The organism is Paraburkholderia ginsengisoli NBRC 100965, from assembly GCF_000739735.1.
GTDB lineage: Bacteria > Pseudomonadota > Gammaproteobacteria > Burkholderiales > Burkholderiaceae > Paraburkholderia > Paraburkholderia ginsengisoli.
Window position 1 is genome coordinate 1,025,546 of record NZ_BBJF01000004.1, and the last position, 22,748, is coordinate 1,048,293.

The window sequence follows — 22,748 nt, forward strand, 5'->3', positions numbered from 1 at the left end:
CGATTCAATTTGCCGGCGCTGTGGCTCGCGCGAGACGTGACGCGCGCGCGGCAGGTTGCATACGGCGCGTTGCACGCGGCGCGTTGCGTCCTTGAGCGATATGCAGCGTCCCCGGCTTCGACCGGGGACGCGCGCCTGCTTCGCAAGCCGCGCCGCCCTCAGTCCTCGATCCTTTCCAAACCTTCCGCGCTGCGGTCCGCGACGCCGGCCCACGCGGCCGCCGCCAGGCCCATCTGCGCGACGTCTTCCACCGTCAACGGCTGCAAGCGTTCGCACAACGCGACGATGCGCTCCCATTCGCCGCGCTCCAGCGCTTCGATGGTGCTCAGCAAGGCGCCCAGCACGCCTTCGCGCCGGAGGATCGCCGCCTGAATCGGCCGCGACAGCGTCAGCACGTTCAGCGTGTTTTCGAGCGCGCCGCCGAACACCGCATCGACGAACGAGAACACGCCGGTCAGAAACGCCGCGTCGGCTTCGTCGCGGCCGGCTTCAGGCAAACGCTCGATCGCCAGTTCCATGAAGCGCGCGCGGGTCGCCGCGAGTTGCAGCAGCGGATCGTCTTCGAGCGCGACCTTGCGGCCGTCGGCATACAGCAGCAACTGTGTCCAGCGCGCGATGCGGTCGGTGCCGGTCGCGTTGATCGCGTCACGCAACGTCGTCACCTTGTGACCGACCGCGAGCCCGCTCGAATTCGCCAGCTTCATCAGATGCATCACGAGCACCGGGTTCAGCTTCAGCTCGGCTTCGAGTTGCGCGACGGTCGGGTCGCCCGCCAGCAATTGCAGCAGATTCAGCAGCGCATGGCGCGGCGCGCTGACGCGCCGGGTCGCCGAACTTTGCGCTCGCGCGAAGAAGTAGCCCTGAAAGCGGTCGAAGCCGAGCCCATGCGTCGCTTCGAAGTCGGCCTGCGCATCGATGCCGGCGGCGAGCAGCAGCTTGCCCGCGGACTTCAGCACGCTCGCGAGTTTGGGCAGCAGCGCACGCGGCGCGCGCGCGATATCGATCTTGACGACGTCGACGTAAGGCAAGAGTTTGGCGAAGCTCTCGTTAGGCTGCGTGACCTCGTCGAGCACGAAGCGATAGCGCCGCCCATGCAGTTGCACGAGCCGCGCGATCAGCGCGTCGTCGACGTCCAGCGCGGGCGACAGTTCGAGCAGGAAGCGCTCGGCGGGCAGGCGCAGGATCGCGTCGTCGAGCAGCAGGTCGCGGCTCACGTCGACGTAGGCCGGATGCCCGGTGAGCGCGCCGCGCACGTCGCTCTGGATCAGACCGCGAACGATCGCGCGCGCCACGCGTTGCGCGGGAGTCGGCGGTTTGCCGGGTAGCGTATCGGGGTCGACTGCGGTGTCCGAGGGCGTGGCAGGTTCGTTCGCTTCAGCGTCGGTCGGCGGCAACGCGGGCGCGCGCACCTTGATCTCGTAGCCGCACAGCATCCCGTCGCGGTTCAGAATCGGCTGCCGGGCAAAGCTGGCAAGCAATGGCGCGTCGTCGATCGCGCCGGTCTGGCTCACAGTCTCGATTGCGATGGTGGTCATTCCGGTCCCCCGCGCGGCGCCGTCGGCGTCCCCCGCTTGTATTCTGGTTGTAGCCGCGCTGTGTCGCGCGTTCGTCGTTGCTGGGCAAAGCCCGTGCCGGCGACGGTGTGTCGGCCGATTTTAGCGCAGCCGGTCAGCCCCGGACATGTCGGCGACGCAATATCTCGAAATAATTGCCGAACGGTCCGAGCGGATGCCGCTCAGCGAATCGACGATACTCGGGTGCGATGCAAAAGCGTTCCAACTCCGTTCAACCACCAAGGACAACCATGGACGTCAAAAGCGTGCTGTCAAATGCGTTCGCGATGCCGATCACGAGCCCGGCATTTCCGATGGGCCCGTATCGATTCATCGACCGCGAGTTCCTGATCATCACCTATCGCACCGACCCGGACAAACTGCGCGCGGTAGTGCCCGAGCCGTTGCAGATCGGCGAGCCGCTGGTGCACTACGAGTTCATCCGCATGCCGGACTCGACCGGCTTCGGCGACTACACGGAAAGCGGCCAGGTGATTCCGGTATCGCTCGACGGCGTCGCGGGCGGCTACACGCTGGCGATGTATCTGGACGATCATCCGCCGATCGCCGGCGGCCGTGAATTGTGGGGCTTTCCGAAGAAGCTCGCGAACCCGGTGCTGGCGGTCCACACCGATACGCTGGTCGGCACGCTCGACTACGGCCCGGTGCGCATCGCGACCGGCACGATGGGCTACAAGCATAGGCAGCTCGATCTCGCGCAGCAGAAGAAGCGCCTCGAAGCGCCGAACTTTCTGCTGAAGGTGATTCCGCACGTGGACGGCACGCCGCGCATCTGCGAACTGGTGCGTTACTACCTGCAGGACATCGAGCTGAAAGGCGCGTGGACCGGGCCGGCCGCGCTCGAACTGGCGCCGCACGCGCTCGCGCCGGTCGCGGAGTTGCCAGTGCTGGAGATCGTCGAGGCGCGCCATCTGGTGGCGGACCTGACGCTGGGGCTCGGCGAGGTGGTGTTCGATTATCTCGATCAGCCGGAAGCGAATATGCGGTGAGGAGTGCCTGCTTTCTGCTTACCGCGAACTCAAATGCAAACGGCCGCAACAGCGGCCGTTTGCATCATCACATCGTCGTACCACGCACGACGTACAACGTCTTACTTCAACACGACCTTCACGTCGAAGTATTTCGCGGCGAGGCGATCAATCGTGCCGTCCGCCTTCAGTTCCTTCAGCGCCTGGTTCAGCGCATCTTTCAACGCCGTATCGCTCTTACGGATGCCGTAACCGACGCCCGCGCCGAGCAGCTTCTCGTCGCTGACCGCCGGGCCCGCGAACTCGAAGCCCGCGCCTTGCGGCTTCTTCAGAAAGCCCTTCGACGCCGCTTCAGCGTCCTGGAACGACGCGTCCAGACGACCCGACGCGAGGTCGGCGTAGATCTGGTCCTGAGTCTGATACGGCACGACGTCGACACCGTTCGACGCCCAGCGCGACTTCGCGTAGGTTTCCTGAATCGTGCCCTGCAACACGCCGACGTGCTTGCCCTTCAGCGACGCCGCAGTCGGCAGCAGCCCGCTGCCCTTCTTCGCGATCATCTGGTTCGGGATCGTGTAGATCGGATCAGTGAAGTCCACCGCCTGACGGCGCTGATCCGTGATCGTCATGTCCGAGTTGATCGCGTTGAACTTACGCGCCTGCAACGCCGGGATCAGGCCGTCGAACGAATTCTCGACCCACACGCATTTGGCCTTCAGCTTCGCGCACACGGCGTTGCCGACATCGATATCGAAACCTTGCAGCTCGCCCGACGGCGACTTCGATTCGAAAGGCGCATACGACGCCTCGACGCCGAAGCGCACTTCCTTGATCTCCGCGGCCGACGCGGTGCCCGCCGTGACCGTCGCCGTCGCGAACAGCGCGAGCGCGGCCATGTTTCGCCAATTCATCTTCATTACGGGTGTTCCTCTACGGTATTGAATAAAACGGAGCCGGATCAGGCGGCGAGGCTTGCTGCGCCGGAATGCGATCAGACTCGTGCGGCCGGCGCGATGCAACGCGCAAGCCGCGACGGCGGGATTGTACAGGTTTCGGGGCAGACCACCCCGCATGTCTAGACAAGTTGAGCCAGGGTTTGCCCGGTGGTCTCGATCACCAGCAGGCCGGCGCGTAAGCCGGGCTTGACCGTCGCGTTCGGAAACACGATGCGCTCTTCGTCGTGACGCACGGTGTAGCGATAGTCGCCGTCGCGCGCGAGCAAGGTGCCCTTCGCGAACGGCGTGAAGTTGGCGACGTCCGCGGCGAACAGCAATTCGAACGCTTCGCTTTGCTTGGTGAGCTGATCGATCACGGTGAATACGCGCGGCAGCGCGGCACCCAGTTCGCCGTGCGTGCCGGCCAACAGATGACGCAATGCGAGATCGGCGCCCGCGAAACGCGTCAGATCGTTTGCGCCGAACGGGCGCACCTTGCCGAGTTCCAGCGTGCACGCATCGGCTCCGCATGCCTGCGCGGTGAAGTGCGAATACGTGTTGCCCTTGGTCGTGTGCAACAGCACGGCACTGATGCGCGCCTCGCCGAGCCATTCGAACATCGCGCGCGAAAACGGCTTGCCGGTATGCGGCAGCAATGCGAACTGCTCGAACGCGGACGCACGGATCGCCGTGTGCATGTCGATATGCCAGCGCATGCCGGGTTCGTCCGATGCCGCCGCGAAGAACTGCCGCGCGGCCTGCTCCAACGCCGCGGCGCGCGGCGCTTCGTGGCTCTGCGGCACCTGCAGATGCCGGCCGCTGAACAGGCGGTTCAGATCGTCATCGCGATAACGGACCGCGTCGCGCATCGCGTCGACGTTGCCGAGGATCATCATGAGACGGCACGTCAGCGCGGCGTTGCCGTGCGCGATATCGCGCACGAGAAACGACAGCAGTTCGATCGGCGCGGTTTCGTCGCCGTGCACGCCGGCCGACACCAGCACGCTGCGTGTGCCCGCGTGTAACTCGGCGGGTTCCATCACGAGCACGCCGTCGTCGAGCCACGACCAGCGCACGCCATTCGCGCACACGCCCTGCGTTTCGTTCGCCGCGGGGCGCGTGCCCGCCAATGTATAGGCGAGGAAATCGTCGAGCATCGTCGGCATCGCGTGCTCAGCGTTGGAAGTCATACAGCGAACCCAGGCCGAGAATCTGCGTCAGTTCATCGAGCGCGGTGCGCGACTCGCGCAGCAGGAGCGGATCGGTCAGATCGGCAGGCGCGAGGCGGTCGCGATAGTGCTTTTCGATCCACGTATCCAGACGGCCGAACAGCTTGTCGTCGATCCACACACCGGGCGCCACCGCCGCGCGTTCCGCTTCGCCCAGCACCACGCGCAGCCGCAGGCAAGCGGGACCGCCGCCGTTTTTCATGCTCTCGCGCAGATCGAACACGAGCACGTCGTCGATCGGCCCCGCGTGCGACGCCAGCTCGTCGAGGTAGGCAGCGACGCGCGGATTTTCGCGGCATTCCTGCGGCACCACCAGCACCTGCTTGCCATCCGGACGCGTCAGCAACTGGCTGTTGAACAGATACGACGTGACGGCGTCGGCCACGCTCACCTGCGCATCCGGCACTTCGATCACGTCGAAGCCCGCCTTCAGGGCCGCGAGTTTCGTGCGCAGTTCGTCGTACACCGCTTTCTGTTCGACGAACGCGAGTTGATGGCAGAACAGCGTGTTGCGATTGCCGACTGCGATCACATCGTTATGGAACACGCCCGCGTCGATCACATCGGGGTTCTGCTGCGCGAACACCGTGGCCGAGTCCGCGAGACCATGACGATGCGCGACCGCGCGGCTCGCCTCGAAAGTCTGACGCGCGGGAAAGCGCTTCGGCTCCGGCCCGCGACGGTACTCGCTGCGGCCGTACACGAAGAACTCGACGCCGCGCGCCGCGTAGTCCGCGCAAAAACGCGTGTGATTCGCCGCGCCTTCGTCGCCGAGCGCCGGCGTGCCCGGCAGCGCTTCGTGCACGACGAAGCGGTCGGTGTCTTCGAAGATCGCGCGCAACGTGCGGCCCGTCGATTGATGCTCGATCGCGCGATGCAGCTTGCTGCACAGATTGGCCGGCGTGAAATGCACGCGGCCGTCGTGCGTGTCGGCGGACGGGCTCACGGTCGCCGCATTCGCGGTCCACATCGCCGAGGCCGAACTCGCGGCGGCGAGCAACTCCGGCGCGTCCTTCGCGACGCGCGCGATCACGGTCGCTTCATCGCCGGAGAAGCCGAGTTCGCGCAGCAGGCGCATCGACGGACGCTCCTGCGGCGGTAGCACGCCCTGATGAAAACCGAGGTCGGCGAGCTGCTTCATCTTGCGCAGACCCTGGCGCGCGGCCGCCTTCGGATTCGCGACCGACTTCTCGTTGTTCTGCGACGCGACATTGCCGAACGACAGCCCCGCGTAGTTGTGGGTCGGGCCAACCAGGCCGTCGAAATTGGCTTCAGTGGCTTGCATCGTCGATCCTTAGAATTGAAGACCCGGCGAGACGCTCGCGGGCATTTGCAGTTGCGCGCTTTCGACGGAAGCCATCGGGTACGCGCAGTAGTCGGCCGCATAGAACGCGCTCGGCCGGTGATTGCCCGAGCGGCCCGGACCGCCGAACGGCGCGCCCGACGACGCGCCATTGGTCGGCCGGTTCCAGTTGACGATGCCCGCGCGAATGGTGCGCTGGAAATGCGTCCACAGCGCTTCGTTATCTGCGAGCAGGCCCGCGGAGAGGCCGAACTCGGTGTCGTTGGCTTTGTCGAGCGCTTCGTCGAAGCTGCCGTAACGGATGATCTGCGCGAGCGGACCGAAGTGCTCCTCGTCGGGCAGATTCTTCACGTTCGTCACATCGAGAATCGCCGGCGTGACGAAGCCGAGTTGCGCATCGCGCTGCTCCATCTTCAGCAGAGGCTGCGCGCCGTCGGCGAGCAAACGCTCCTGCGCGGCGACCAGCCGCGACGCCGCGCGCGCCGAGACCACCGCGCCCATGAACGGCTGCGGGTCGGCGTTATATTCGCCGACGCTGATACGCGACGTGACGTCGGTCAGACGTTCGACGAAGCGATCGCCGAACGCATCGTTCGGCACGAAAATGCGGCGAGCGCACGTGCAGCGCTGCCCGGCTGACAGAAACGCCGATTGAATCGTGTGATGCACGGCGGCGTCGATATCGGCCACCGGGCCGATCACAAGTGGGTTGTTGCCGCCCATCTCCAGCGCGAGCACGATCTCCGGGCGGCCGCCGAACTGCTTGTGCAGCAATGTTCCGGTGTCCGAACTACCGGTGAAAAACAAGCCGTCGATCTGCCGGTGATTCGCGAGCGCAATGCCGGTGTCCTTCTCGCCCTGCACGAGATTCAGCACGCCGGCGGGCAAGCCCGCGTCGCGCCAGATCTGCACGGTCAACGCGGCGACGCCAGGCGCGAGTTCGGACGGCTTGAACACTACCGCGTTGCCCGCGATCAGCGCCGGCACGATGTGCCCGTTCGGCAGGTGACCCGGGAAGTTATACGGGCCGAACACGGCCACCACGCCATGCGGACGATGCCGCAACACCGCGGTGCCGTCGGCCATTGCCGAGCGCTTTTCGCCGGTGCGTTCGTTGTACGACTGAATCGAGATCTCGACCTTCGCGGCCATCGACGCCGCTTCGGTGCGCGCTTCCCACAGCGGCTTGCCGGTCTCGCGGCCGATCGCTTCGGCCAGCGCTTCCTTGCGTTCGGTTACGAGCGTAGCGAAGCGGCGCACCACGCCGCAACGCTCGTCGAGGCTCAAAGCGGACCACGTCGCAAAGGCACGGCGCGCGCTGCGCACCGCGCGATCGACGTCGTCCGCCGACGCGCTATTGCCATCCCACACCGTCGCGCCCGTACCCGGGTTGCGCGATGCGAATGCGGGTCCTGTGCCGGCGGCCCATTCGCCGTCGATGAAAAGCTCGCTCATGATCATCCTTGTTTGTGTTTCTGCGGCAGCACCCGCACCAGATCGCCGGCTTTGACATCGAGCGCGGCGGCCTCGGCCGCGCTCAAACGGAACGCACCGTTTTGCGGCACGCTCGCCACCACGCCGACGCGAAAATCGCCCAGCGACGTATTCGACACCATCGACTTCGGCCCGTCCTGCGACGCGCCCTCGGGCGCATCGGCGATCTCGACCGGCACCAGCACGCTCTCGCGCACCGTGCGCAAGTCGGCGATGTGGCATTCGAGCACCGGACCCGCGTCGAAAATATCGACGTGATTCTCGTAACGCAGCCCTTCCGCCTCGAGCATGCGGCGCGCCGGAATCGTGTCGTTATGCGTGAGGCCGACGCATTGCTGCGCCTCCTCCGCCAACAGTTCGACATACACCGGATAGCGCGGCATCAACTCGGCGAGAAACGCCTTGCGGCCATGCGAACTCAGATAGTCCGCCGCGTTGAAGTCGATCTGATAGAAATGCGAGCCGACCGCGCGCCAGAACGGCGAAGTGCCTTCCGCGTCGAAATGGCCGCGCAATTCCGCGCACAGCCGCTGCGGAAAACGCTCACGAAACTGCGCGAGAAACATGAAGCGCGAGCGCGACAGCAGGCTGCCCACTCCGCTCGTGCGACAACGCGGGCTCAGGAACAGCGAACACACTTCGGCGTAACCGGTCAGGTCGTGCGAGATGTTCAGCGCGCGCATGCGCGTCCAGATGCCAAGGTCCTGGCTCGCATGCACGACCGTGCTCACGCGATAGTTGTAGAACGGCTGCTGCAGACCGACCGCCGTTTCGATACCGCACACGCCGGCCACGTCGCCGGTGTCGGTGTCTTCCATCACGAAGAAGTAACCAGCCTCGTGCGGCGCAGCCTTGTCCTCCATCGTACGGCGCGCCCGTTCGACACGCGCGGCCAGCGCGTCACGGTCCGGCTTGAACGTGGTAAGGCCGGGGCCGGTTTCCTGCGCGAGCCGCATCAACGCGTCCACATCGCCTCGTTGCACCACGCGAACGACGATCATTGCGCGTCTCCCGAATGTTCATCCCGATGCGGCGGATGCAATGGCACGCAACGCACCGCATCGCCCTCTTCCACGCCGAGCGCGGCGCGCGCCGCGTGCGGCAACGATGCGCCGGCGTCCTTGCCCTCGGCCAGATTGCCGAGCACACAGCGGAACTCGCCGTCGGCGCCGTTATGCGCGATCAGATACGTCGAGCCGTTCGCCACGTTCTCACCGGACTCGCGCACCACGCGCGTCTCGTTGCGCGTGACGCACACGCTGCGATCCACCTGCGCGGTCACCACCGGCCCCGCGTCGAAAATGTCGATGAAGCGGTCCGTCTCGAACCCCTCTTCCAGATGAATCTCATACGCGAGCAAAGCCTTGGAATCCGGCTCGCCGAGCACGCGCTGCGCCGCTTCCGGCAACAGCGGCACGTAGATCGGGTAAGTCGGCATCACTTCGGCGATGAAGGTGCGGCTGCGGCCGCCCGATTCGATTTCGATGTCGGCGAAATTGCGGCCGAAGAATTTGCGCCCCACCGCTTCCCAGAACGGCGACACGCCGTTCTCGTCGGTCACACCAAGCAGCAGCGAGAACACCTCGGGCGTGAAGCGCCGGCGATTGGCCGCGATGTACATCATCCGCGCGCGCGACATCAGATGCGCAGCGGGCTCGCCGCGCAGCGACGGGTCGATGTAGTAGCCCGCGAGCCGGCTCTTGCCGGTCAGTTCGTGCGACATGGTCAGCGCGTGAATCTTGCGATTCACGTGCAGTTCGCGCGATGCATGGATCAGCGCGTCGTTGCGAAACGCGTAGAACGGGTCCGAATAACCGGCCGCGGCGACGATGCTCGCGGTGCCCATCAGCTTGCCGCTCTCGCTGTCTTCGAGCACGAACAGATAGAACTCCTCGCCCGGAAAATCGACATCCGCGCGAAACGAGTCTTCCGACAACGCGACACGCGCTTCGAGCGCGCGCCGGTCGTGCGGCAACGAATGCAGCACCGGTTGCGCGGTGCGCGCCATATGTTCGAGCGCATCGAGATCGGCGAGGCGGCCTGGACGTACGAAGAGCATCATCGATCCTGTTGAATGTGACGCATGGTTCGGTGCGTTGAATCAGTGCCGCGAATCAGCGCGACACCGCTTGCGCGTTCGCGTCGACGATTTCGCCGAAGGCCTTCGTCAGACGCTCGAAGCCTTCGCTCATGTCATCGAGCGGGATGATCAGCGACGGCACGAAACGCAGCACATCCGGTCCCGCCATCAGCATGATCACGCCGTGCTGGCCCGCCGCGGTGACGAAGTCCTTCGCGCGGCCCTTGAACGCATCGGTCAGTTCGGCGCCGATCAGCAGGCCCTTGCCGCGCACTTCGGTGAACAGGCCAAAGCGCTCGTGCAGTTTCGCGAGGTGGCCCTTCAGCGCTTCGCCGCGCGCGCGCACGCCTTCGAGCAGTTTCGGGTCGCTGACCAGCTCGACCACTTTCCCGGCAATCGCCGAGCCGAGCGGATTGCCGCCGTAAGTGGTGCCGTGCACACCGACCTTGAAGTAGGCAGCCAGCTCGTTGGTGGTCAGCATCGCGCCGATCGGGAAGCCGTTGCCGAGTGCCTTCGCGGTGGTGAGGATGTCGGGCGTGACGCCCGTGTCCTGATACGCGTAGAAGTAGCCGCTGCGGCCCACGCCCGTTTGCACTTCGTCGAAAATCAGTAGCGCGCCGTGCTGATCGCACGCTTCGCGCAGCGCTTTCAGGAACGCCGGATCGGCCGGGATCACGCCGCCCTCGCCCTGGATCGGCTCGACGATCACCGCGCAGGTCTGCGCGCCGATCGCTTTCTTCGCGGCTTCGATGTCGTTGTACGGCAAGTGGGTGATGCCGGCAGGCACCGGGCCAAAGCCTTCCGAATACTTCGGCTGTCCGCCGACGCTCACCGTGAAGAACGTGCGGCCGTGGAACGACTGCGTGAACGAGATGATCTCGGCCTTCTCCGCGCCATGACGGTCGAACGCGACGCGGCGCGCCAGCTTCAGCGCCGCTTCGTTCGCTTCCGCGCCGGAGTTCGCGAAGAACGCACGGTCGGCGAAGGTCAGATCTTCGAGACGCTTCGCGAGACGCAGCACCGGCTCGTTGGTGTAGCCATTGCCGATGTGCCACAGCTTGCCGCCCTGCTCGTGCAGCACCTTCAGCAACTCGGGATGCCCATGGCCGAGCGCGGTGACGGCAATGCCGCCGGCGAAGTCGATATAGTCGCGGCCTTGCGTATCCCAGACGCGCGAGCCGAGACCGCGATCCGGCACGAAGGCGGCGGGCGAAAACACCGGCACCATGACTTCGTCGAAGGTCTTGCGTGTCACAGTCAGGTCGTTCATGGCAAATCCTCGTTACAGGTGAGAGGTAATACGGGTAGTGTAGGAAACCGCACGCGATACGTCTTGCGCATACGCGACGTTTTCTATGAGGTTCCGCGCGAAGCGGGGCCGCCGGGGCGCGCTTTCAGGCACGCGCTGGCCGCACCGCTTCGGCGCGTGTCAATCCGCCAGATCCGGCCGCTCGATCAGCGCGGCCGGGCGCGGTTCGCTCGCCGTGGCCCCGCTCGCGCCGGTCTGCTTGTCGATCCAGTTGCGACGATCCTCGCGTGGTGTGACACCAAAGCGTTCGCGATACGCATTCGAAAAGTGCGCCGCCGACGAAAACCCGCACGCGAGGCTGATCTGCACCACCGACTTGCTGGTGCGCTGCAATTGCGTGCGCGCTTTCGACAGCCGCAAGCCCAGATAGTATTTGGACGGCATCGAGCCGAGATACTGGCGGAACAACCGCTCCAACTGCCGCCGCGATACGCCGACAAGCGAGGCGATCTCGTCGGTGGTGAGCGGGTCTTCGATATTCGCTTCCATCAGCAGCAGCGCATCGTTCAGACGCGGATGGCGCTCGCCCGGCGCGGTCACGAAAGGAATGCGCTGGCGCTCCTCACCCGCACGCAGCACGCCGACGCCGAGCGCGTCGGCGATCCGGTCCGCGAGTTCGGGGCCGTGCTCGCGGCCGATCATCGCGAGCATGAAGTCGACAGTAGCCTGACCGCCCGCGCAGGTCGCGCGATCGCGGTCGATTTCGAAGATCTGCTGGGTGACGATCGAGCGTTCGAACTGCTCGGAGAACTGCTGATAGGTTTCCCAGTTGACGCTTACGCGATACCCCGACAACTGCCCGGCCATCGCAAGCCACCACACGCCATGATGGATACCGGTGACGAGCGGCGTGCGCTGCCCGACGCGTGACAGGCTCGCGAGAAACAGCCGATAGTCGGCGAATTGCTGAAACCGCTCGCTAACGATGATCAGCCAGTCGCACGCAATGGCATCGCCAAATGCGGCGTCGGCGGGCCACTGCGCGCCGCCCGCGAGCGGCACCGCGCGGCCGTCCCACGAACACACCTGCACGCGGTACAGCGCGCGGCCGTCGATTTCATTGGCGAGATTGAGCGCGTCGACGATCGGCCCGACGCCCGACATCGACACGGGCGGCAACGCGACGATCGCGACCTGCGTGGTGCGAGCCGGGCTGGACGGACGGGCCATCGGTAAACAGTAAAGCGCGAGCCGCGCGTTACTTCAGACTGCCGGACAGGAACTGCTTGAGCCGTTCGCTGCGCGGCGCGCTGAGCACCTCGGCGGGCAGGCCCTCTTCCTCGGTACGGCCTTGATGCAGGAACATCACGTGGTTCGACACGTTGCGCGCGAAACCCATTTCGTGCGTGACGACGATCATCGTGCGGCCTTCCTCGGCGAGCTTCTGCATGACCTTCAGCACTTCGCCGACCAGTTCGGGATCGAGCGCCGAAGTCGGCTCGTCGAACAGCATCACGTCGGGGTTCATCGCCAACGCGCGCGCAATCGCCACGCGCTGCTGCTGACCGCCCGACAGATGCGACGGGTACTGTTTTTCCAGACGCGGCGCGAGACCGACCTTCTCCAGATATTCGCGCGCACGCTCCTCGGCTTCGCGACGCGACATGCCGAGCACGTGAATCGGCGCTTCGACAATGTTCTCGATCACGTTCATGTGCGCCCACAGGTTGAAGTGCTGGAACACCATCGCGAGCTTCGTGCGGATGCGCTGCAACTGCTTGTGATCGGCGACTTCGAGATTGCCGGCGCGGTCGGTCTTCGTCTTCACCGCTTCGCCGTCGACGACGATCTGCCCGGCGTTGGGCCGTTCGAGAAAATTGATGCAGCGCAGGAAGGTGCTCTTGCCCGATCCGCTCGCGCCGATGATGCTGATCACGTCGCCCTTGTTCGCGTTGAGCGACACGCCCTTGAGCACTTCGTTGTCGCCGTAGCGCTTATGGATGTCCTGCACAGCGAGCTTGCAAGCTTCGGTCTGGGTGGTGTGGAGCAAGATGCTCTCCCTGTGAAAATACGGATCGATCTGTGACGGCGCCGACACACGGGCGCCGTCCGGGGCCAACAGCGCGCGCTCAGTGCGTGCGCACCGCCAGGTAAGCCAGCCAGTGACGCTCGGCGCGGCGGAACAAAGCCACCAACGCGAACGACACCGCGAGATACAGCAGCGCTGCGAGGCCGAATGCGTTGAACGACTGGTACGTGGCCGAGTTCGCGTCGCGCGCCACCTTCAGGATGTCCGGCACGGTGGCCGTGAACGCGACCGTGGTAGCGTGCAACATCAGGATCACTTCGTTACTGTACAACGGCAGCGCCCGGCGCAGCGCGGACGGTATCACAATGCGGCGGTACATCGTGAACCAGCTCATCCCGTATGCACGCGCGGCTTCCACTTCGCCATGCGAGGTCGAACGGATCGCGCCGGCGAAAATCTCCGTGGTGTACGCGCAGGTGTTCAGCGCGAACGCGAGAATCGCGCAGTGAAAACCGCTGCGAAAGAAAGCGTCGAGCAGGCTGTGCGAGCGCACGAACGCGAGGCTGTAGATGCCGGTATAGATCAGCAGCAGTTGCACGTACAGCGGCGTGCCGCGAAACACGTAGGTGTAGATGCGCACCGGCGTCGACAGCCAACGCTTTTTCGACACACGAGCGACCGCGAGCGGAATCGACACGACGAAGCCGATGCCGATCGACGCCACCAGCAGCCACAACGTGACCGCGAGACCCGAGATGCGCTGGCCGTCCCAGAACAGGAACGCGCGCCAGAATTGATTGAGGATGTCGATCATGGTCGCTCAGAGCTCCGCGTGCCGCACGCCGATCGAATAGCGCCGGCCCAGCCAGATCAGCACGAGATTCGATACCGTGGTGATCGCCAGATAGATCAGCGCGGCGATCAGGATGAAAAAGAACATGTTGAAGGTGCTTTTGCCCGCGTCCTGCGCGGCCTTGACGACGTCGGCGAGACCGATGATCGACACCAGCGCCGTCGCTTTGACCAGCACCTGCCAGTTGTTGCCGATGCCCGGCAGCGCGAAACGCATCATCTGCGGGAACAGGATGCGCGTGAACACGCGCACGCCGCTCATCCCGTAGGCGCTGCCCGCTTCGAGCTGGCCGCGCGGCACCGCCAGAAATGCGCCGCGGAAAGTTTCGGTGAAGTACGCGCCGTAGATGAAGCCGAGCGTCAGCACGCCGGCCACGAACGGATCGATGTCGAACTGCGCGATGTTCAGCGCGTCGGTGAGGTCGTTCACCGCGATCTGGATGCTGTAGAACAGAAGCAGCATCAGCACGAGATCGGGCACCGAGCGGATCAGCGTCGTATAGCCGGTCGCGATGGCGCGCAGTGGGCGGTTGAACGAGAGTTTCGCCGCCGCGCCCGCGAGGCCGAGCAGCACGGCGGCCGCCAGCGACAGGACGGACAGCTCGATCGTCTGGATCGTGCCGGCCAGCAACACCGGACCAAAGCCGTAAAGGAACACGCGTGTCTCCATCCAGGTTTATTGAAGTTGGCGCGGACGGCGTCGGCTCGAAGCCAGCCCGACTCGTCCGGCATGGCGCGGAGTCTCGCAAGCGAAAATCAATTTCTCAAACAGAGGGCTTTGGGTTTGTTGCGACGCAACAAAGCAGGCTTTGGCGCGGCGAGGCGCCGGTAGCGCTTGGTTTTGCGGGAGATATGTTTTTGTAATGTGCGGCAGGGGCAACCGGCACCGCCGCGATTTAGCAAGTTTCGGGTCGCTTTTTCGATAGACCGCGCCTGGGTCCGGCTACAGAGAGCGCGCCGCGATAAAGCGAAAATAACTCATGGACGAGTCATGAAGACCGCTCGGGGCGCAGGTACGGGCCACAGTTTTTTTGCAGTCGCAGGCCGGGCCTCAACACCTCAACACCTGTTGTACCTGGACCTCCCCCTATTCAATCCCCAACCGCGCCCGAATCGCCGGCAGCATGTACTCGACCGCCGCGCGCCCTTCCTCGATCGCCGGCGCCGCGCGGTGGAAATCGAAAATGCCCATCCCGCCCAGGCGCGGCTGAATCAGGATATCGGCCGGTTCACCCGCAAGACGGCTGCGCGTAATCCGCACCTGCATGATGTCGATGCTTTGCGCGATCGAACTCAGCATCGACGGCACGCGCGCGCTCCGTGCGGGCGCCACGCGCACGTCGTCGGTGACTGCGGAGTCGGCCGGCGCGAGCCAGCGCGGCCACGGCTTGCCATTGCGGCGCAGCGAGACTGGCGGAGGCGCGGTTGGATCGAGCGCGGGCGTTTCCACCACTGCGCCGCCGAAGTCGCGGCCATTCAGAATGTCGTTATTCAGATCGATCGCAATGACGCAGTCCGCACGCATGCCGCGCGCGACCGATACCGGCACCGGATTGCACAGACCGCCGTCCACCAGCCACACGCCGTTGTGCCACACCGGCGTGAAGATGCCGGGAATCGCAATCGACGCACGCACCGAGTCGACCGTGCTGCCGTCCTGCAACCAGATTTCGCGGCCCGTATCGAGCTCGGTCGCGACCGCCGCGAACGGCATGTTCAACTGCGCGATGGAACGGCCGTTGAACTTGTCGGCGAACAGCTGGATCACCTTGCGCCCGCCGAGCAGCCCGCCCGAAATGCGCAGATCGAGCAGGCGCACCACCGTCTGCCATGTGAGGCGCGAGACCCATTCTTCCAGCCAGTCGAGGTCGCCATTCGCGTACACCGCGCCCACCAGCGCGCCGATCGACGTGCCGCACACCACGTCGGGCTTGATGCCCGCGTCGTGCAGCGCACGGATCGCGCCGATATGCGCCCAGCCGCGCGCGGCGCCGCCCCCCAACACCAGCCCGATCCGGCTGTATCGACGTCGACGTATCATTTTTAACCCCGCTTCTTGTTTTCTAGCGCCCTCTTATTACGTCCGAGCGCGATGTCGTGTACACCTTCAGATTCTGGTCGAAGTGCACGTTGAAAATGCCTTCCTCGGTGACGCCCCGTTCGCGCCACTTCCAGCTCCACACGGTCTCCGGCTTCAGCGGATACACCGCGATTTCGCCGGGCTTGCCGAGCAGCCGGCGCACTTCGTCCTCGCTCATGCCCATGCGGATCTTCGCGAAGTTCGCGGCCGTCAGCACCTGCGTGATGGCTTGCAATTTGCCGTCGCGGTCGATGTCGACCATGTAGGTGTTCAGTCCTTGCGGGCCGCGCGGATATTCGAAGCGCTTCGAACCGTCGGTGAAGGTGCGCTCGGTTTCCGGCTTGCCCATCTGATCGCGGATCTGCGCTTCGGTGGTGACGCCCGGCGTCATGTCCTTGAGCAGCAACGCATCCGGCTTGACGGCGTTGAAGAAGTCTTTGAGTTTTTGCACGGCGTAGTCGCTCTGTCGATCGTCGCAGCCGGTGAGTGCGACGCACATGGCCAACATCGCGACGCTAAGCAGTTTCAGGCTCACGGCGAATTTCCTGTCCGGACGCGTTGCCGATGCGACGCGCTCCGCGTGTGTAGTGTGTCCGCAAGCGGGCTTTCTTCGGGGCGGATCCCTGAAGCACTTCGTTCGAGGCATTTCGCCGGGCGAGGTTCCTTCGGAAGATCCGAAAGAAACCTTCGTCCCGGCAGCCGGCAAGGCGTGCTACAGGATAACCGCGCCCGGTGCGAACCGCGAGCGACGGCGGCACGACGGCACCTTGCCGCCATGGTCGCAAGCCGATTGAAAACCCGGAATGCGCGCAAGTCTGCGCGGCACATCGCAATAGCACACTAAAAGCGTGACACGGGTGCAGCGCAGATCCTGCGCTTCATGCGGCGCTCGGCGCGCCGGGGGCTGCAAGCCGATGCGCACTCCATCACGCGGCGGCAAGAGAAGAAAGCGACGAAAAAGCGTCGCCAGAAGCAAAAAGGCGACGCTGTGCAAAGCGTCGCCGGGTCGGTCGATACGGTCAACCGGAAAGTGAAAGCGGCCCAACTGGCCGCCAGACACGAAGCACCGCGGACGACGCGCAGCGGTCCGGTTCCGGTCTACGCGGCGAGCAACCTTCTGCTCGCCTTGCGCCATCGTCGGAATGGCAAACCGCTGCTTGTTTGGCCGCCCTGGTCCCTCGATAAGCCTTCCAAGTGCAGATAATTTAATCGCATTCGGCGCTTTAGACGAGAGCGCGTTTACACCGAATCGGCAGAGGATTTGCGGCATGCCGCAATGCATCAGCGGCCATGCGGAGACGCAAAACCGGCGCGCCCGACCCCTTGCAGCACCGAGTCGTTTTGCGGCGTATGAATGCGCGCGCACAGCACGTCGCGGTAGTGGCGTTCGAGCGGATTGTCGCGCGTGAGGCCGGGATTGCCGCTCGCTTCGATCGCGAGCTGCACCGCTTCGATCGCCTGGTTCGTCACCGTGTATTTGACGAGCGGCGCTTCGTCGAGCGTCACGTGTTCGGCGCGCGCACTCGCGTCGAGCAGCACGCGATTGCTGAACAGCAGCGCGTCGATGCGGCCGAGCGTCTGCTGGAAGGCCGGCAGGCTCGCGAGCGGCGCGCCGAGATTGCCGGGCGTGCGATCGACGGCCCATTGTGCGAACCAGTCGCGCGCGGCCCGCGCAACGCCGTCGTAGACCGCCGACAGCAGCACGCTCATCCACGCGAAGCCCAGCGCGTCGAGGCCCGCGCCCGGCTCGCCCGGCGGATGCACGTCCACCGCGTGCGAGGCCGGCACGAACACGTTGTCGAACACGAGTTCGTGACTGCCAGTCGCGCGCATGCCGAGATGATTCCACTCGCTGCCCACGCGCACGCCGGGCGTGTCGCGATGCACGAGCCACACGCCGACGCGCGGCGGCGTCTCGTCGCTGCGCGCCCACACCGCGAGCCAGCTGAGCCCCGGACTGCCGGTCGAATACAGCTTGCTACCGTGGATGATCCAGCCGTCGCCACTGCGCTTCGCGATCGTCGACGGCAAGCCGCCGCGCGCGGGCGTGCCGAGTTCGGGCTCGACGCGCAGCGAGTTGATCAACGCACCGTCGCACACCGCTTCACGCGCGACGCGCTCACGCAGTTCGACCGGCCAATGCGGATTGCCCTGCAAACGATGATGAAACAGATACTGCATCACCAGCACCAGCGCGGTGGACGGCTCGCCGCGCGCCACCGCGCGCACGACCTGCAACGCCTGCGGCAGACTCACGCCCGCGCCGTCGAGCGACGTGGGCACCGTCAGCGACAACAGATCGAACTCGTGCAGGCGCGCGAGGTTCGCATGCGGAAATTCGGCACTGCGATCGTAGTGCGCGGCGCTCGCGGCGAACTCGCGAGTGAGCTGCGCGAGCAGCGCGTCGAACGCATCGCTGTCGAGCGGCGGATGACGTCGTGTCAGGGCGCTGTCGACGCTGGCGGCATGCGACGCGAGCATAGCGATAGAGGCATTCATGCGAATACTCCGGTCGGACGCATCAAGGCAGCGGGAAGCTGCGATCGAAACTCGTGCGCACGTCCAGATGCGCGCGGATCACGTTGGCGGCTTCGTAGGTATCGGCGGTGCGCTGCTGTGCGCTCACGACGCTATCGTCGATCGTTACCGGATGCACCTGGCCGCGTTGATAAACCGTCTTCAGCACGTCGACCGGGAGGCCCGTCACGCGCGACTGCATCGCCGCCACTTCGTCCGGATGCGACAACGCCCAGCGCTGACCGATCGCCACGCGCCGCAAGAAGTCGGCGAGTTGCGCGCGTTTGCCGGTGATCGCCGTTTCGGTCGCGACCTGGTAGCTGAGCCCTTCCGACAGGCCGACTCCGTTCGCGATGATGCGGTCGTGATCGCGCGCTTCGCCTAGCGCCGTGTACGGGTCCCACACCGACCACGCGTCGACGCTGCCCGATGCGAGCGCCGCCTTTGCATCGGCGGGCGCGAGGAACACGAACGTGACGTCGCTCACGGGCACGTTGGCCTTCTTCAACGCGGCGAGCGCGAGGTAGTGGCCGATCGAGCCGCGCGTCGTCGCAATGCGCTTTCCTTTCAGGCTCGCCGCGTCGTTCAGCGTCGATTGCGCGCCGACGACGATCGCGAGATCCAGCGGATTCGAGCGTGTCGCGGCCACCGCCCTCACCCGCGCGCCGGCCGCGAGCGCGAACACGAGCGGCGCGTCGCCGAGCCCGCCGACATCGACCGCGCCCGCGTTCAACGCTTCGCCAAGCGGTTGCGCGGCCGGGAAGTTGAACCATTCGATCTTGTACGGCAGGTCCTTCAACTGGCCGGACGCTTCGAGAATGCCGCGCGTTTGCAGAGACTGGTCGCCGACTTTCAGCACCGGCAGATCGGCCGCATGCGAAGGCGCGGCGCTCAGCAGCGCCGCCATCGCGAGCGCAACCGCGCCGAGCGGTCTCGCCCACGCACGCCGGGAAACAGAGAGGATATCGAACGAACAATGCAAGGTCGTCATGGCGGTGCTGGCCGGATGGCACGAAGTGATTTGCCATCGACGATAAGGGACGACCCTGTATAAGACAAACGCATTATTCTTCTAAGCAAATATGCGAATTTTGTTCGGCGCCGACGAGTGGGCGCGCGGCGCTGCGGGTATCATCGAACGCATTATTTTGCGCTCTTACCCGTCACCGCCATCATGAAGATCGACGAAATCGACGCGTACGTCACCGTCATTCGCTGTCAGTCGCTACAACAGGCGGCACTCGCGCTCGGCCTCACCCAACCGGCGATCACGCGCCGTCTGCAGAATTTCGAGGAGGCGCTCGGCGCCGAACTGCTCGACCGCAATACACGGCCGCTGAAGGCGACGGCTACCGGCCGCATTGTCTACGAACAGTGTCGCGTGATCCAGCGCGAACTCGACGTGCTGCGCGGGCTCGTCGCCACCGACACGCCACCGGTCGGCAACGTGCGCGTGGGCGTCGCGCAGACCATCGCCGACCTCGCGCTCAGCGACGCGCTCGGCGATCTGAAAGCGGCCTATCCCGATCTGCAGGCGCGCGTCTCGACCGGCTGGGGCAGCCAGTTGCTGCAGCGGCTCGAACAGGGTGAACTCGACGCCGCCGCGATCCTGCTGCCCGGCAACAAGAGCTTCGACGATTCATTGTCCGCGCGCTCGCTCGGCCGCATCAAACTCGCGGTGGTCGCGCAGAAGGGCCTGCTGAAAAAGCGCGTGCATACGCTTGTTGGATGTCAGTCGATCGGCTGGGTATTGAATCCCGACGGCTGCGGCTTTCGCGACGGATTGCAACGCACGCTGGCGAGCCTCGGCCTCGCACTGAAGCTCAACCTGGAAACGCTCGGCACCGAGTTGCAACTGCAACTGGTGGCGAGCGGCAACGGGCTCGGGCTGGTGCCATTGCCGCTGCTGCAGATCAGCGCGCACGCCGACGCACTCGACATCGTTTCGTTCAGCGACTTCAAGCCACTGATCGATATCTGGCTCGTGCAACCGCGCGTACTCGGCAAGCTGCAACAACCGGTCGAGCGCTTCGGCGCGGCGATCGAACGGCAATTCAAGGAAACGCGCAGACGGCGCGCGGCGTGAGCCGCGCGCCGTCCTGTTGCACGTTCTGTTGCCAACACGCGCGGGGCGCACTAAACGTCAGATCACCCGAAACTTATGCGTACCGTCGCGCCCCAACTGCGCGACGAGCCCGTACTCCCACTCCAGATACGCGTTCATCGCTTCGTGCGCGTTGTCGGTGCCCTCATACGGACGCCGGTAACGGTCGATGCGCGGCGACGCCATACGCGTCTCGCCGCTTTCGAGCGGCAAGCCCGCTTCGATCCACGCCGCCGTGCCGCCGCTGAGCACCTGCACAGGGCGGCCGGTCAGCGCCGCCAGTTCGGGCGCGGCAAAGCGCGCAAGCTGGCTGGTGCCGCACGTCACGACATAGCGCTGCGCATCCGGCAGCCTGCGTACCGCCGCGTCGAGCTGGCCGCGAATCGCAAACCACGCGCCCGGGATGTGCCGCTTCACATAGTTCGCGCTGGTCGTGAAGTCGAGCACGAGCGTGCCCGGCGCCTGCAGCAGCGTGAGCAGTTCGGCGGGCGCGATCTCGTCGACCGGCGGCGGCTTGGCCGCATGACGCGCCGCCGGCGCCGCGCCCTTCTCCGCGAAGTCCGCCGCCGTCAGACCGTCGACCACGTACACCTCGACGTTCATCTGCGCGAGCCACGACGCGCTCATATTCGCGCGCACGCCGTCATTGTCCGCGAGGATCACGCGCGCGCCGCGCACCGGCGCGAACATGTCGGTTTCCTGCACCAGCTGTCCGCCCGGCGCGCTGCGAAAACCGGGCACGTGGCCCGCTTCGTATTCCTCCGGCGTGCGCACGTCGAAGCGATACACGGTGCGCACCGCTTCGCCGGCCCAGCGGCGCGCTTCGTCGCGTGACGTGCGGCCCACCTTCGCGCGATCCGCGACCGCGCGCGCGCCATCGGCGGCGGCGAGGCGCAGCGTGTCGTCGGCGATCGGTTCGAAGCGGCGCGAACTGCCGTGCGCGAGCGCCTGCCCTGCCAGCGTCCAGCCGATCGTGCCGTTGCGCAGCGCGGCGACCGGATTCGGCACGCCCGCGTTAATCAGCGACTGCGCGCCGATGATGCTGCGCGTGCGCCCCGCGCAATTGACGATGATCCGCGTGGCCGGGTTCGGCGCCAGTTGCCGCGCGCGCAGCACCAGCTCGGCGCCCGGCACGCTGATGCTGCCGGGAATGTTCATGGTCTGGTATTCGTCGAAGCGGCGCGCGTCGAGCACCACCACGTCGGCTTCGCGATCGAGCAGTGCCTGCACCTGCGGTGCGGGCAGCGACGGCGTATGGCGCACGCTTTCCACCAGTTCGCCGAATGCCTTGCTCGGCACGTTGACGTCCTGGAACAACTCGCCGCCCGCCTCCCGCCAGCCTTGCAGACCGCCTTCGAGCAAGGTGACGTTCGTATAGCCGAGTTCGGTGAACCGTTGCGCGGCGCGTTCGGCGAGGCCTTCGCCGGCATCGAACACGACGATCGGCACCGCGACGCGCGGCAAGCGCACCGGTGCGTCCAGTTCGAGCCGCGACAGCGGCAGGTTGGCGGCGAACAGCGGATGGCTGCGCGCGTGCGGATCTTCCTCGCGCACGTCGACGAGCGCGATTTCGTCACCGTCGATGAGCGCGCTGCGCACGTCGTCGAAAGATCGGGTACGGAATTCGTTGATGACACTCATGGGGTAAGAGACTCCTTCGAAACATTCCAGATATTCGGCAACACGTCGTTCGAGTATCCCGAGATGAAAGTCTTGCGGCCCGAGCCGACGGTATAAACCGAGCGCGTCACCGCGCCAATGTTTCCACCGTACACGTGAATGCTGATCGACGTACGGTCACTAAAAGCATTGCTCACGCGATGAATATCGCCGACGCGCGGCGACACCGCGTCCACCGCGCCCTGTCCGAGGCGCTGAGGCGCACCGTGTTCGGCCAGCGCGCCGTCCGGATCGATACGATAAGCCTGAGCAATTTCCGCGCCCCGTAGCACGCCGATCAAACCCCATACGGTGTGATCGTGGACAGGCGTTGCCTGCCCCGGTCCCCAAACGAAACTGACGACCGAAAAACGCTGCCGCGAATCCGCGTGCAACAGGAATTGCTGATACCGCCCGGGATCGGGCTGCGCGAACGCGTCGGGCAGCCAGTCGTCGTGAGCGATCAGTTCGCGCAATGCGGCGGCGCCGGCTTCGAGCAGATGCGCTTCGTGATTCGCTTCGTCATGGGCCGCTGCGTCGACCAGCGACGCGATCCGGCCGACGAACGCGCGCAGCCGGTCCGGCCTCAATACTTGAGTCATGGGGGGTTCGGAAAAGGATAGTTCGAATCAGGCGCTCACGCGAATCGCGCGAGCGTCAGTTTGAAGATGCCGG

General features: G+C 65.4%; 21 protein-coding genes. 2 read left to right on the top strand and 19 right to left on the bottom strand.

The genetic code is table 11. The annotated features are described in order from the left end of the window. Nucleotides 1-158: 158 nt before the first annotated feature. On the bottom strand, nucleotides 159-1,535 hold the full coding sequence (locus BGI01S_RS08590) for an EAL and HDOD domain-containing protein (RefSeq protein ID WP_042324153.1): 1,377 nt from the start codon (nucleotides 1,533-1,535) through the stop codon (nucleotides 159-161). Nucleotides 1,536-1,804: 269 nt separating this feature from the next. Between BGI01S_RS08590 and BGI01S_RS08595 the strand changes: the two genes are divergently transcribed. Then, on the top strand, nucleotides 1,805-2,563 hold the full coding sequence (locus tag BGI01S_RS08595) for an acetoacetate decarboxylase (RefSeq protein ID WP_042324154.1): 759 nt from the start codon (nucleotides 1,805-1,807) through the stop codon (nucleotides 2,561-2,563). A gap of 101 nt (nucleotides 2,564-2,664) precedes the next feature. On the opposite strand, the gene BGI01S_RS08600 is transcribed toward BGI01S_RS08595, so the two are convergent. From BGI01S_RS08600 to BGI01S_RS08675, 16 genes are all read right to left on the bottom strand, one after another. Then, entirely contained in the window at nucleotides 2,665-3,459 is a 795-nt protein-coding gene (locus tag BGI01S_RS08600) for an ABC transporter substrate-binding protein (protein ID WP_042324155.1), read from the bottom strand. Between the two features lie 158 nt (nucleotides 3,460-3,617). Next, complete coding sequence (gene astE / locus BGI01S_RS08605; RefSeq protein ID WP_232624361.1) at nucleotides 3,618-4,667, bottom strand: succinylglutamate desuccinylase; 1,050 nt, start codon at nucleotides 4,665-4,667, stop codon at nucleotides 3,618-3,620. After that, the gene (gene astB, locus BGI01S_RS08610) at nucleotides 4,651-5,991 is read right to left on the bottom strand and encodes an N-succinylarginine dihydrolase (protein ID WP_042324157.1); all 1,341 of its coding nucleotides are present in this window, start codon (nucleotides 5,989-5,991) and stop codon (nucleotides 4,651-4,653) included. The genes astE and astB overlap by 17 nt, the downstream gene beginning before the upstream one ends. 9 nt (nucleotides 5,992-6,000) lie before the next feature. Continuing rightward, a complete protein-coding gene (gene astD, locus BGI01S_RS08615; RefSeq protein WP_042324159.1) occupies nucleotides 6,001-7,464 on the bottom strand; it encodes a succinylglutamate-semialdehyde dehydrogenase in 1,464 nt (487 codons plus the stop codon). Nucleotides 7,465-7,466: 2 nt separating this feature from the next. Continuing rightward, nucleotides 7,467-8,504, bottom strand: a complete 1,038-nt coding sequence (gene astA / locus BGI01S_RS08620) for an arginine N-succinyltransferase (protein ID WP_042324160.1) — start codon at nucleotides 8,502-8,504, stop codon at nucleotides 7,467-7,469. Continuing rightward, nucleotides 8,501-9,562, bottom strand: coding sequence for an arginine/ornithine succinyltransferase subunit alpha (aruF, locus tag BGI01S_RS08625; RefSeq protein ID WP_042324520.1), 1,062 nt, complete (start codon nucleotides 9,560-9,562; stop codon nucleotides 8,501-8,503). Before aruF ends, astA begins: the two co-directional genes overlap by 4 nt. A gap of 55 nt (nucleotides 9,563-9,617) precedes the next feature. Further along, on the bottom strand, nucleotides 9,618-10,853 hold the full coding sequence (locus BGI01S_RS08630) for an aspartate aminotransferase family protein (RefSeq protein ID WP_042324161.1): 1,236 nt from the start codon (nucleotides 10,851-10,853) through the stop codon (nucleotides 9,618-9,620). Nucleotides 10,854-11,012: 159 nt separating this feature from the next. Then, entirely contained in the window at nucleotides 11,013-12,062 is a 1,050-nt protein-coding gene (locus BGI01S_RS08635) for a GlxA family transcriptional regulator (RefSeq protein ID WP_042324163.1), read from the bottom strand. 28 nt (nucleotides 12,063-12,090) lie between these two features. Then, entirely contained in the window at nucleotides 12,091-12,882 is a 792-nt protein-coding gene (locus BGI01S_RS08640) for an ABC transporter ATP-binding protein (protein WP_042324521.1), read from the bottom strand. Nucleotides 12,883-12,961: 79 nt separating this feature from the next. After that, on the bottom strand, nucleotides 12,962-13,675 hold the full coding sequence (locus BGI01S_RS08645) for an ABC transporter permease (RefSeq protein WP_042324165.1): 714 nt from the start codon (nucleotides 13,673-13,675) through the stop codon (nucleotides 12,962-12,964). A gap of 6 nt (nucleotides 13,676-13,681) precedes the next feature. Beyond that, nucleotides 13,682-14,371 (bottom strand): ABC transporter permease, encoded by a 690-nt coding sequence (locus tag BGI01S_RS08650; RefSeq protein ID WP_042324167.1) that lies wholly within the window; start codon nucleotides 14,369-14,371, stop codon nucleotides 13,682-13,684. Nucleotides 14,372-14,800: 429 nt separating this feature from the next. Beyond that, nucleotides 14,801-15,754, bottom strand: coding sequence for a patatin-like phospholipase family protein (locus BGI01S_RS08655; protein ID WP_042324169.1), 954 nt, complete (start codon nucleotides 15,752-15,754; stop codon nucleotides 14,801-14,803). Between the two features lie 22 nt (nucleotides 15,755-15,776). Then, nucleotides 15,777-16,328: a lipoprotein gene (locus tag BGI01S_RS08660; RefSeq protein ID WP_042324172.1), complete on the bottom strand. Its 552-nt coding sequence runs from the start codon at nucleotides 16,326-16,328 to the stop codon at nucleotides 15,777-15,779. Between the two features lie 177 nt (nucleotides 16,329-16,505). Beyond that, complete coding sequence (locus tag BGI01S_RS30130; RefSeq protein WP_157004135.1) at nucleotides 16,506-17,063, bottom strand: hypothetical protein; 558 nt, start codon at nucleotides 17,061-17,063, stop codon at nucleotides 16,506-16,508. 11 nt (nucleotides 17,064-17,074) lie between these two features. After that, nucleotides 17,075-18,274, bottom strand: coding sequence for an acyl-CoA dehydrogenase family protein (locus BGI01S_RS08670; RefSeq protein WP_042324175.1), 1,200 nt, complete (start codon nucleotides 18,272-18,274; stop codon nucleotides 17,075-17,077). A 40-nt stretch (nucleotides 18,275-18,314) separates the two neighbouring features. Further along, nucleotides 18,315-19,217 (bottom strand): ABC transporter substrate-binding protein, encoded by a 903-nt coding sequence (locus tag BGI01S_RS08675; RefSeq protein WP_042324523.1) that lies wholly within the window; start codon nucleotides 19,215-19,217, stop codon nucleotides 18,315-18,317. 267 nt (nucleotides 19,218-19,484) lie between these two features. On the opposite strand from BGI01S_RS08675, the gene BGI01S_RS08680 reads away from it, so the two are divergent. After that, entirely contained in the window at nucleotides 19,485-20,396 is a 912-nt protein-coding gene (locus tag BGI01S_RS08680) for a LysR family transcriptional regulator (protein ID WP_042324178.1), read from the top strand. Nucleotides 20,397-20,453: 57 nt separating this feature from the next. Here BGI01S_RS08680 and BGI01S_RS08685 read toward each other — a convergent pair whose 3' ends face one another. After that, nucleotides 20,454-22,055, bottom strand: a complete 1,602-nt coding sequence (locus BGI01S_RS08685; RefSeq protein ID WP_042324180.1) for a rhodanese-related sulfurtransferase — start codon at nucleotides 22,053-22,055, stop codon at nucleotides 20,454-20,456. Then, nucleotides 22,052-22,675, bottom strand: coding sequence for a cysteine dioxygenase family protein (locus BGI01S_RS08690; RefSeq protein WP_042324184.1), 624 nt, complete (start codon nucleotides 22,673-22,675; stop codon nucleotides 22,052-22,054). The genes BGI01S_RS08685 and BGI01S_RS08690 overlap by 4 nt, the downstream gene beginning before the upstream one ends. Between the last annotated feature and the right edge of the window lie 73 nt (nucleotides 22,676-22,748).